The 10,915-nt window shown below is 45.6% G+C and carries 11 protein-coding genes; 10 read left to right on the top strand and 1 reads right to left on the bottom strand.

Going from position 1 to position 10,915, the window contains the following annotated elements:
• The 8 genes from LUQ50_RS12545 to LUQ50_RS12510 all read left to right on the top strand — a co-directional run.
• Positions 1-1,022: PEGA domain-containing protein (locus LUQ50_RS12545; RefSeq protein WP_300040180.1), on the top strand; the 1,022-nt coding region annotated here is incomplete at its 5' end.
• An 86-nt stretch (positions 1,023-1,108) separates the two neighbouring features.
• Positions 1,109-2,875, top strand: a complete 1,767-nt coding sequence (locus LUQ50_RS12540) for a S8 family peptidase (RefSeq protein ID WP_300040179.1) — start codon at positions 1,109-1,111, stop codon at positions 2,873-2,875.
• Between the two features lie 162 nt (positions 2,876-3,037).
• Positions 3,038-3,382: a hypothetical protein gene (locus LUQ50_RS12535; RefSeq protein WP_300040178.1), complete on the top strand. Its 345-nt coding sequence runs from the start codon at positions 3,038-3,040 to the stop codon at positions 3,380-3,382.
• A gap of 31 nt (positions 3,383-3,413) precedes the next feature.
• A complete protein-coding gene (locus tag LUQ50_RS12530; protein ID WP_300040177.1) occupies positions 3,414-3,683 on the top strand; it encodes a hypothetical protein in 270 nt (89 codons plus the stop codon).
• A gap of 230 nt (positions 3,684-3,913) precedes the next feature.
• Complete coding sequence (locus tag LUQ50_RS12525; RefSeq protein ID WP_300040176.1) at positions 3,914-4,351, top strand: GtrA family protein; 438 nt, start codon at positions 3,914-3,916, stop codon at positions 4,349-4,351.
• An 81-nt stretch (positions 4,352-4,432) separates the two neighbouring features.
• Positions 4,433-4,711: a DUF1294 domain-containing protein gene (locus LUQ50_RS12520; RefSeq protein WP_300040175.1), complete on the top strand. Its 279-nt coding sequence runs from the start codon at positions 4,433-4,435 to the stop codon at positions 4,709-4,711.
• Between the two features lie 115 nt (positions 4,712-4,826).
• A complete protein-coding gene (locus tag LUQ50_RS12515) occupies positions 4,827-6,749 on the top strand; it encodes a U32 family peptidase (protein ID WP_300040174.1) in 1,923 nt (640 codons plus the stop codon).
• A gap of 189 nt (positions 6,750-6,938) precedes the next feature.
• Positions 6,939-7,394, top strand: a complete 456-nt coding sequence (locus LUQ50_RS12510) for a U32 family peptidase (protein WP_300040173.1) — start codon at positions 6,939-6,941, stop codon at positions 7,392-7,394.
• A gap of 5 nt (positions 7,395-7,399) precedes the next feature.
• Here LUQ50_RS12510 and LUQ50_RS12505 read toward each other — a convergent pair whose 3' ends face one another.
• A complete protein-coding gene (locus tag LUQ50_RS12505) occupies positions 7,400-8,332 on the bottom strand; it encodes a DNA glycosylase (RefSeq protein WP_300040172.1) in 933 nt (310 codons plus the stop codon).
• Positions 8,333-8,437: 105 nt separating this feature from the next.
• Between LUQ50_RS12505 and LUQ50_RS12500 the strand changes: the two genes are divergently transcribed.
• Entirely contained in the window at positions 8,438-9,121 is a 684-nt protein-coding gene (locus tag LUQ50_RS12500; protein ID WP_300040171.1) for a hypothetical protein, read from the top strand.
• Between the two features lie 122 nt (positions 9,122-9,243).
• On the top strand, positions 9,244-10,915 hold a 1,672-nt coding region (locus tag LUQ50_RS12495), incomplete at its 3' end, for a CARDB domain-containing protein (protein ID WP_300040170.1).

The raw sequence follows: 10,915 nt of genomic DNA, 5'->3' as shown, positions 1-10,915 counted from the left end.
GCCCGGTTCTGTTCCCTACAGGTTCTACAAGTCCGGTAACAACTGCCACTCCGGTTTATCCGAATGGAAGCAATCCCGGTTCCATCTCTTATCCTGATCGTCCAGTTCCGTTCCCTACTGGTCTTACAACTCCGATAGTTACCGGTATTCCTGATGACCACAATGGCAGTGTTCCGGATTTTAATCACAACCCGAATAATCCTGATCATCTGCCATTCCCAACTGCATCTGTAACTCCTGATATCACTCAGTACCCTGGTAACCATGATAGTAACGGCCCTGATCCTACTCCTATTCCCTATTATAATCCTGATATGAATGGACCGAATTATTATAATGGGCGATACTCATATCCGGATGATTACAATCACTATCGATATGAGTCAAGTCCTTTGTATGCACCCCGGTACGACAAGGATAATGGAGCAATACAGGTGATCAGTACTCCAACCGGAGCAACCGTATATCTGAATAATAACTATGAAGGAAGGACACCGTCATCAGGTTATCTTGGTATTTCAAGTCTAACTCCTGGTAATTATCAGATCGTTATCTCGTATTATGGATACGCTGATTACACAACAAATCTGTATGTGTATCAGAATCAGGTTCAGACAATAAATGCTGTGCTGGAACCAGTTTCATCGGTTTCAACCTCATCAAACTCAGAATGGGGAACTCTTGATATTCAGGCAACCCCTGATGGGGCAATCGTTCTTCTGAATAATGTATACCGTGGGACTAGTCCGCTCACTATTCAGGGTATTTCCCCGGGAGCATATAATCTAACCATTCTGAAAGACGGGTATACTCAGTATGCGAGTGATGTTGCCATTACATCAGGCCAGACTACTGCAATATCTACGGTATTAACCCCTGTGATTTCGACCGGTTCAACCCAGATACCCGAATTGAAATCGGAAGAGACCGTTGTTCCGATAGCAACCCAGGCATCTTTACCTGGTTGGATTCTGATCACAGGACTCATTATCGGTGGATTATGTGCGATCAGAAAAAACTAATCAGTGTTACTGAAGTAATGATAAGATCTTCATAACAGTTCTTTTTTAGTTTCAAGGAATACGTATTATCAAAGGTTACCCAACTCATGAATCTGTCTCTCTCCCTCATTCAGTCAAAACGATTTGTATTTATCCTGGCTCTAGCATTCTGGTTTTTCCTGAATCAGAATGTGGTGTGGGCAGATAATCACGGATATTATCCCTATTATGAACAAATTCCTCCTATTTCCCTGCAAAATGGAATGACTTCTCCGATTTCATCATCGATGAATATGTATCCGGGTGAATACCGTGGAGGTCAGTCAAATTCATTCTCTCCGGGAAATCAGGGCTTTTCAGGTAATGATCGGTATCAGAATTTCGGGCCTTTACCTTCAGCTCCTAACCGGTTTATTGTTAAATATAAAAACTCCATGGAAAGCAATTCCCTTGTTCAGGGAGATCCGATAGGGCCGATTATGAATCCAGAGGGAAAACCTGCAGAAATTCATCAAATTTCTTTGGGTGATGCTGGACTACACATAGTACAGGTCCCAACCGATTCCCTGGACACGGTGATGACTGTTTTCCAGAACAATCCTCTGGTTGATTATGCAGAACCGGATTATCAGATCTCGGTTGAACCCTCATCGACCGGGGTTCAGGTGATCACATCATCTGCTGGTTCAACCACAAAAAAACCCAATGATCCCGAATATCCAAAATTATGGGGTCTTCACAATACCGGGCAGAGCCCGTTCAATGGTACACCTAGTGCGGACATCGGTGCAGAAAAGGCCTGGGGAATTACCACGGGATCGTCTGATATCGTAGTGGCAGTTATTGACTCCGGAGTTGACTACACACACCAGGATCTTGCAGATAATATCTGGACAAACGAAAAAGAAATACCTGAAAACGGGATTGATGACGATGGAAATGGGTATATCGATGATATTCACGGGTGGAATTTCCAAGGAGAAAATAATTCACCCGTCGATGAGAATGGGCATGGGACTCATTGTGCCGGAATCATCGGAGCAGTGGGTGATAATAATCTCGGGTGCACCGGTGTAAACTGGCATGTCAAAATTATGCCGCTTAAATTTATGGATAGCACTGGTAACGGGTACATCTCTGATGCAATATCAGCAATTCTGTATGCAAACAAGATGGGTGCTGATGTAATTTCCTGTTCCTGGAGTGGAGGAGAAAATTCTCAGGCACTTCAGGATGCCATTACTGCCTCATCGGCGGTTGTAGTATGTGCTGCTGGAAATGGTGGGGCCGATGATGATACAACTGCTGTGTATCCTGCAACTTTTTCAAGTCCAAATCTTATCACCGTAGCAGCAAGTGATAGTAATGATAACCTCGCTTCATTCTCTAATTACGGCTTAAAAACAGTACAGATAGCCGCACCGGGAGTTGAGATCGTCAGTACCTATCCGGGTAACCGGTATGCCTACATGTCAGGTACCTCAATGGCTACTCCATATGCTGCCGGAGCAGCTGCTCTGCTGAAAGCAGCAAAACCTTCTCTGACTAACAATCAGATTCGTGATGCTCTTATATCCTCTGTGGATCAGAACAGTAATTTAAGTGGGAAAATCTCTACCGGCGGGAGATTAGATGTATATCTGGCTCTAACCGGGGAACGTGGGACATCAGCGGGCGCTGAAAAAATTGTAACGAGCACCACACCTCTTCCTGCTTCATTGATGAATCCATCAGTAACCCCAACCATGAGTGCTACGATCTTTCTTTCCCAACCTTCGGAACCGGAGCAAACAACCATATCTGTCACCAGAGTATCTCCTTCTTCTCCGGTTTCTTTCCCAGCCTACTCCTATCCCGATTTTGTTGTTCATTGATAGAGTCTGACAGTAAACCCGGACTCATTTTTTATGAGCATTATCAAATGCTGAACTATCTGGTTGTATCTCCAAACCCGGTATATACTCTTTAACTCATGCATGAGAACATCATCATGTTCTCAGTTATCTGGAATGATGATCAGATTTTGTGGTGATTTGATGAGCCTTACCGTTAGAAATCTCAATATTATTTGCATTTCATGCCTGCTTGCTGCCTTTCTCATGGTAGTGACTGTGTGTGCAGATCTATCTGCAGGCCAGGAAAAGATATCAAAAAGCGCAATGCATGCACCAAATGAAACACCGGGTGATGGAAAAGACCATCCCATGGGCCCACCTGATGGTCATGGATCACAAAGTCCTCATGAGATGCAGCCACCAAACGGAACCCCTGGGGAAGGTGGACGCCCTGATTTTGCTAATAACACTGAGTTAAGAGATAACATGCTTACAGATCTTAAGGCTAAAGGGGTAGTACACCTCCGCATTACAAGCAGCAATTGAGAGTGGAGATCGTGACAGGATCCGTGCAGAAATGGAACTGGTAAAAGACAAACTTCCAGCTGGTCCATCTGGTCAGCCCCCGGATAGGAATGGGACAATGGGCAGGGATCAGAAGCACCCTCCAGAGGGCAGACCAATGGATAAGAGTTCTGATAATTCTCACTCACCTCCCGGAGATCTACAATCTTCCCGACAGTCAAACGTACCGGCAACGGAGACCAAGTCTCCGATTTCGCCAGTGACTATTATTGCAGCACTTGGAATAACAGGGGCCAGTGTCGTTGCGATGAATCGGCGATAATCAACCCCTTTTTGGTATTATCTCCAACCGATTGGTTGTCTTCATCAACTTCTGTAGTTGCTGGTTATTTTATATTCTATTTATCGTATGGGATCCTGGAATGTTACGCTTCAGCTCACCCTGTTGAAGTTCGAAAATTATGAATTTTAATCAGATTTTTCGGAACTGTCGTCTTCAGTTCATGTTGATTGGTAGTCCGTTATCTGTTGGATTCTTCTACAGGGGGCATCATGACTCTCTTCTCTGCTGAATCAGGTGAAGGTATGGAGTATGTTCCGGTCTTCCATGTTGGAAGTCATTTGGGAGGTTTTCTCCTTATTGGTATAGTTACAACCAGCCTTGATATCAGTATTCTCTGGTTTCTTACCGAAAAAGTAGGGATCTGGTACCTTGCTTCTGCTGGTCTCTCATATTGTTCTGGTACCGGGGTAAGTTACCTGCTGAATAAAACTTTGAATTACCGGAATCAGAGCAGATCATATGTTAAGCAGGGTTCATCCTTCCTGGTTATTGCAGCGAGTAGTTTCGCTCTAAACCTTGCTATTATATCGGGATGTGTTGAGATCTTTCTTCTAAATTATCTTCTTGCCAAGATTGTAGCTACCGCTGTTGCCTGTTTGTGGAATTACTACGGCCAGTCCACGATAACCTTCAGGATTTGGAGATAATGTACCTGACTGCATCATCGTGAGCACGAATATGGTTGAAACAAAAAGAATTCAAAATTAGATGCCTGATAGAATACTTGCATGGTTGTTCAACTATTGCCATATCTGGAAGGGTTGTATGGTCTGGTAAATATTGTCGTATTTTTGGTTTATGGGTATGATAAATATCTGGCACGCTCTTCCCGCTGGCGAATCTCTGAAAAGAAACTGATTTTTGGATCTTTTTTTGGTCCTTTTGGCGCCTTTCTAGGGATGCAGGTTTTCAGACATAAGACACAGAAGATCCGGTTCTCTTTTCTAATTCCGGTATTTATGCTTCTTCATGCGATCATAATCATCCTGCTTGTGGTACCATACTAATACGTTGAGATGAATGAACGACGGTTGCTTTTAACCCCCAACCCTTCTTCTATTCGGGGATCCTATGCATACTATCAGTGGTATCATTCTTACCCTCTTTCCCTGGTGAATAGTTATGATGGAACTCCTTGCCCCTGCCGGAACACCGGAGGCATTCAAGGTAGCAGTTGCAGCAGGTGCTGATGCAGTCTATCTGGGTGGCAGCAGATTTGGTGCCCGCCATTTTGCAGGCAATTTTACGGATTCGGATCTTGAAGAAGCAGTCTCATATGCCCATCTCCGGGGAGTAAAAGTATATGTAACCGTAAATATCCTGGTTCACGATTATGAACTTCCTGAGGTTCTTGAATATCTCCTTTTTCTAAGTTCTCTTGGTATTGATGCAGTTCTGATTCAGGATCTTGGAGTTCTTTCTCTCGCACAGAAGTTATTCAGTCATCTTTCCGGTTTCCCTGCACTCCATGCATCCACCCAGATGGCTGTTCATAATCGTGAAGGTGCTGAGTTTGCCAGAAAGCAGGGGTGCGTCAGAATAGTGCTAGCCAGGGAGCTTCCGACCCGGGAGGTCAGCGATATTGCAGACTCACTCCGTGATCAGGGGTGTGAAATCGAGATCTTTGGGCATGGTGCTCTCTGTTATGGATACTCAGGGCAATGTCTGTTATCTGCAGTTATCGGAGGAAGAAGTGGAAACCGGGGGATGTGTGCGCAACCCTGCAGAAAACCGTATTCCCTGGTTATGGGGAAGAGGGACACGTATGGAAGAATGAGTAACCCCAGATCCCTCTCCCTAACTGATCATTATCTGCTGTCCACTCGCGATCTCTCCATATATCCAGTAATGAAATCGATTGCATCCCTTCCCATTGCTGCGATTAAAATAGAAGGAAGGATGAGATCCCCTCAATACGTTGCTACGACCGTGTCCATCTACCGTCGTGCACTGGATGCGATCAAGGCTGGTACATTCTCACCGGTTTCGGATGATGAGATTGATCTGGCGATTGCGTTCTCCCGGGGATTTACTGCTGGTTACCTGAATGGTGAGTCATATCTGACAGTAATGGGGCGGGATCAGCCTGGCAGAAGAGGACTGTTAGTCGGGACCGTTACTGGTTTTACCCCCGATGGATTGATGATACTGGATCCATACTGCAATCTGGTTCCTGAGCGTGGTGATGGGTTGGTCTGCCTCGGGAGAACTGGTGATCAGGGTTTTGTTCTTCGTCATGATTCCAGGATTCAGAAAAAAAAGTTGTATCTCAACTCAGGTGTTTCATGCCATGTCGGGGATCAGGTGTACCTGACAAGCCGGAAAAGAAATTCACAAGTTCTGGATCATCTGACGCAAGATCCCGATCAGCGATTTTATGGTTCGATTGCACTTGCGCTTACCGTGACGATTAGTACAGATGGTTCAGTAGATGTCTCCGGTTCTCTTGAACCCAGGTCAGGGATGAGTCTACCCCTTTCATATCGATCAGAGGCACAACTCAGCCCGGCCCGCTCACGACCACTCCGTACAGAGCAGATTCGTGATGCATTACAGAAGATGGGAGGAACACTCTTTTCTCTCAGGCATCTTGAGATCATCTGCCCAGATAATTTGTTTGCCCCGGTTTCAGTATTGAATGGAATACGTCGTGAAATCCTGAGTGTGGCTGAACATATCATCATTGAATCCTTCAGGCCTGCACCAGAGGTTTTGGCAGGTCTTCAGGATACCGTTGAGACCTGCCGGGCTATGGTGACCACCAGGAAGGTAAGTAGTAGTAATCACCATGATCCCATGCATCTGATTGTTCTGGTGTCAGATACTGAGTCAGCGATTGCTGCTCTGTCTGCCGGTGCATTAAGGGTATATATCGAATGGTATCCTCATCAGGATCAGGAATCAGATACCCGCATTCTTGATGAGATACGGACCCTGGTTTTGCTCGCTCCTAATCGATCTGAGCAAGTCGGAATAAAAATTCCAAAGATTCTTCATCGTTCAGAGATGGACCGGGTAATGGCTGCAGTTCCTGAAATATGTTAGGCAGGAATCAGGCATCTGAGGGTTGATGGGATTGGAGTTGCCGAAGCTATACGATTACATGCTCCTCATATTGAAATCGCCGGTTATAGCGGATTAAATATTACGAATCATCTCTCTCTTTCAGTATTTTCAGGATATGAGTTTTGTATCCTTTCATGTGAATTATCTGGTGATGAAATACAAACTACGATGACAACAGCACGAGCAGTCCGAGGCCTCCCGCCTACAGGCGTTATTGTGCAGGGTCTTCTTGAGGCTGTCATTACCCCGGATCGTCTGGATCAAATTATTGGATCAGCAGACACCGAAACCGCCTTTGGCCTTCGGGATCAGAAAGGTCAGGTATTCCCCTTTGTAACTGATCCCTGTGGTAGGACTCATATCTTTAATGCAGCAGAGACCTCGCTTATTGATCAGATCCAAATGTTACAGGATGCAGGCATCAGATACGGAGTGATCGATGCCCGTTGGAGAGGTGATCTTTACTCCCGGGATATGACACACATATGGTATGATGCCATAAAAAATTCTGAATCTGGTGAACGATCAAAAAAAGATGGCGAGATAAAGGATGCAATCAGGGCGTGTGCATATGGGGTTCTAACTTCGGCAACCTGGAAGCGGGGTCTGTGCAGATCAGAATAATGATATTAGATATTTTTCAGGTTCAATTTGTCATCCAGTGGAAGACTTAACCGGGATGCAAAAAAGTACTGCTGTGCATACCCGGCATATCGTCCAAAATAATCCCTGCAGAATTCAGCAATATCGTTATATGAACAATCTTTGCGATTCCCTTTTCGTTCCTGCACTTGTGGGTACCTGCCAGTGATAATCGTCCGAACCCAGACATCTACCGGAACAACCTGATACCGGTTGTATGCAAAGAGAAGGACACAATCAGCAACCTTGGGCCCGACTCCTGAAAGTTTCATAAGTTCTTTTCTAGCATCTTCATCCTGAAGATTATCAATCCTAGCAAGCAGTTTTGGATCTGAAGTGATTGCTTGTGCGGTACGAATAAGATACGGAGCCCGGTAACCGGTGCAACAGGTTCGTATCCCTCCTTCGTCAGCAACAGCCAGGTCAGCAGGGTTTGGGAAACCATATCGGTTATCATCCAGTTTTTTTCCGTATTGTCGGCAGATAAGAGATATTCTCCTGCTTATTGTTGGAATATTGGAATTTTGCGAACAGATAAAACTAATCAGACATTCCCAGGGATCCTGCCTGATAATCCGAAGTCCTGCTCCTCTCCTTGCAGCGGTTTCAAAAAATGAATCCTCTTGTTTGCCAGAATACCTGGTGATAGATTTGCGGATCATCTCAAGAAGATTCTGAACATGAATATCCAGGTTGAAGTATCTGATCAATGTCTCTTCATCCATTCCATTATATATGAGACTCCGCCCCTCCTGCCTGATCGTAACAACCGCTCCGTTGACCTGCCCAGTCCATCCTGCAGATGATTGCTCCCATCTGAATGCCTGTCCACAGGAGAGGGTTAGATCCAGATCAAAAGGGAGTTGATCTTCAGTAAGATTGCAGGTTAGCATCACCTCATCAGATTTTCTTTTCTGCATATCTCTCCTTCTATGTATTCAGATCAGGTATCAGAGCGACAGAGCCAAATAGTTCTGCATAAATACGGTGTATTACTGACATTAAGCAGTAATCTGGAGATCAATATGATGAGATGGATACAATGGATCCTAGGCTTCGTTCTGGTAGTAATAACGGTAAGTGTTGGTGTAACGGCAGATAACTATACCACTGTTGCCATACCTGCTGACAATATTACCACAACCATGATGGAACAGCCAAGTGCGACAGTGCCTCAAACTGACTCGTATAACTCTGGAATTGTTGAACTGAAAACAGGATGGAATCTGGTCGGTATTCCACGAAGACTGGCAGATGATATGAATACGGCCTCGCTCTTCTCCCGTATTGACTCAGCAGGCAGAAGTATCTGGACTTATGATCCTGCAGGGAAGGGATGGAAGGATCTCACTGCACAGGATAAACTATTCCCCTTGGACGGTTATTTCATCTATTCGGCAAAGCCTGATCGGGTTGCTCTCTCTTACTCAGTGGATCCACTTCAGGTTCCACCGGTAAAAGATCTGCAGGCAGGTTGGAATCTGGTTGGGTTTTCCGGTGCCTCTGATGCATCGGCCCGTGATTCATTCCTCTCCATCAGAAAGACCTGGACACAGGTCATCGGTTGGGATCCTGTTCAGCAGCGGACTGAAGATTCAATCATCAATGGGGGGAATGATACCCATGCAGATTCGCGAATGCTGATTCCGATGCGTGCATACTGGGTTTATGCTGACTCGCCATGCAGTCTCGCAAGTATCGGAGCCTGACCTCCTCTCTCCATCTTATCTTCTGTCAATGGCACGGTATTTGGGTTGCCTGATAATTCAACACGTGCAAAAAGATATCTAGGCCTGGAGAGTAAGGTATGATGAGCATCAGGTGAATATCCGTGAAAACTGTCTGCAGGCATATTTTTCTTTTTCTCTTAATATTTGCACTTTCTATAGGGATGGGAAGTGCCGCGAATATCACAACCGACCTTCACTATCCTGAATACTGGGTTAAGGAGGCAGTAGGTCAATATTCACTCGGACACTTTGATCGGGCTCTCACCCTCATTGATAATGCAATATATCAGGATCCAACGCTGGCCAGTGCCTGGCTATGGCGTAGCAAAACTCTGATAGAACTTGGGAGAACTAAGGAAGCCACCGAGAGTCTTGCAAAAGCAAAAGAGATCGATCCCCTGATTGATAATCCATATCTTAAGAAAGTTGGAGCATTAGCAGCTGTGAAAGTGACTGCTGTGCCGTCTGCCAGACCAACCGATAAAGAAGATCAACTGAAGAAGATGATTCAGTCTGATGTCAATATGACCAATAGTCCGGATCCAACCGGACCTGATATGGTTATGTATGATCTTCAGGCAGTAGTAAATCCGGATACCCAGCGTGTGGAGTTAACTGCGGTAATCGGAAATGAAGGGGTTAAGCCAACCGGAAATTTCTTCATATCTTTCTATGGATCCTATACGACCCCGGTAACCTCATCAGATTCCCCGGTAGGTTTCTACCTGGTAGATAACCTGTTACCGGGAACCAAAAAGACAATTGTGGGTTATTTCCCAATCTCACAGATTCCATCAGGAGATTATTACATAGGTGGTTATATTGATCCAAACCTCCAGATTCGGGAGATGAGTAAGGAGAATAATGGAAAGACAGCTCCTGCAAAAGTGAATGTCCCTGAGTTGACATCCAGTGCAGGAATGCAGCGTGGAAGCATTCAACTGGCAGTGCCGAGTACTCCGGCTGTGGAGCCGATCTCCACAAAACGCCCGGATTTAGTTATTGATGCTATCTCTGCTCCGACAAGAGCAGTATTGGGTGAACAGATTCTTATTAATACAACTGTCCGGAATACCGGAGATGCTGAGGCAGGAAAGTTCAGAGTTTCAGTCTATCTTTCGCGTGACGGGACCAAATCAGATGATGATATTGAACTCGGATATGGCGATGTGCCAGACCTGGCTGCCGGTAAGGCACGTCAGGGAACCGCTGTTGCAGCGATTCCTCTGAATGTCGCTGCCGGGTCATATTACCTGGTTGCTGTTGCTGATAGTCAGACCAAGATCGCAGAGAAGGACAAACTCAATAATTCCCGGCCTATGGATGCGGCAATCAGTATCTTCAAGCCTTCGATTCCCGGCGAAGAGACAGCATCAGTAACCCCGGTAATATCGCCAACTCCTGCTCCTCAACCGTCACCAACTCCGGGAACTTCACAAGTCCTGGTTACCCCTGCTGCGACTGCCATCCCTGATATTTCACCGATTCTGACTATTGTACCTACCCAGACTCCGGGTCAGGCTGTTGTTCTGGTGACTCAAACCGTTTCCCCCACTCTGGCGACTCCTGAAGTGACTTCATCTCCTGCTGGAGAAGCAGTATCTTCAAAACGTGCAGATTTGGTTGTGGATGCAATTTCAAGCCAGAGTTCTGCAGCACCAGGTGAAAAGATCCCGATTACGACAACCGTTCGCAATGCAGGTGATGCAGATGCAGGAAAGTTCCGGTTATCTGTTTACCTCTCTCATGATGGATCGGTATCTGCTGATGATC

The sequence above is a fragment of the Methanospirillum sp. genome (genome assembly GCF_028679455.1).
Taxonomy (GTDB): domain Archaea; phylum Halobacteriota; class Methanomicrobia; order Methanomicrobiales; family Methanospirillaceae; genus Methanospirillum.
The sequence above is the reverse complement of the archived record's forward strand: the minus strand, read 5'-3'. Positions and strand labels throughout refer to the sequence as shown.

Coding starts and splice junctions, on each gene's coding strand:
- LUQ50_RS12535 (WP_300040178.1), top strand. CDS start 3,038: ATGAGCCTTACCGTTAGAAATCTCAATATTATTTGCATTTCATGCCTG.
- LUQ50_RS12525 (WP_300040176.1), top strand. CDS start 3,914: ATGACTCTCTTCTCTGCTGAATCAGGTGAAGGTATGGAGTATGTTCCG.
- LUQ50_RS12510 (WP_300040173.1), top strand. CDS start 6,939: ATGACAACAGCACGAGCAGTCCGAGGCCTCCCGCCTACAGGCGTTATT.
- LUQ50_RS12520 (WP_300040175.1), top strand. CDS start 4,433: ATGGTTGTTCAACTATTGCCATATCTGGAAGGGTTGTATGGTCTGGTA.
- LUQ50_RS12505 (WP_300040172.1), bottom strand. CDS start 8,332: ATGCAGAAAAGAAAATCTGATGAGGTGATGCTAACCTGCAATCTTACT.
- LUQ50_RS12540 (WP_300040179.1), top strand. CDS start 1,109: ATGAATCTGTCTCTCTCCCTCATTCAGTCAAAACGATTTGTATTTATC.
- LUQ50_RS12500 (WP_300040171.1), top strand. CDS start 8,438: ATGATGAGATGGATACAATGGATCCTAGGCTTCGTTCTGGTAGTAATA.
- LUQ50_RS12515 (WP_300040174.1), top strand. CDS start 4,827: ATGATGGAACTCCTTGCCCCTGCCGGAACACCGGAGGCATTCAAGGTA.
- LUQ50_RS12530 (WP_300040177.1), top strand. CDS start 3,414: ATGGAACTGGTAAAAGACAAACTTCCAGCTGGTCCATCTGGTCAGCCC.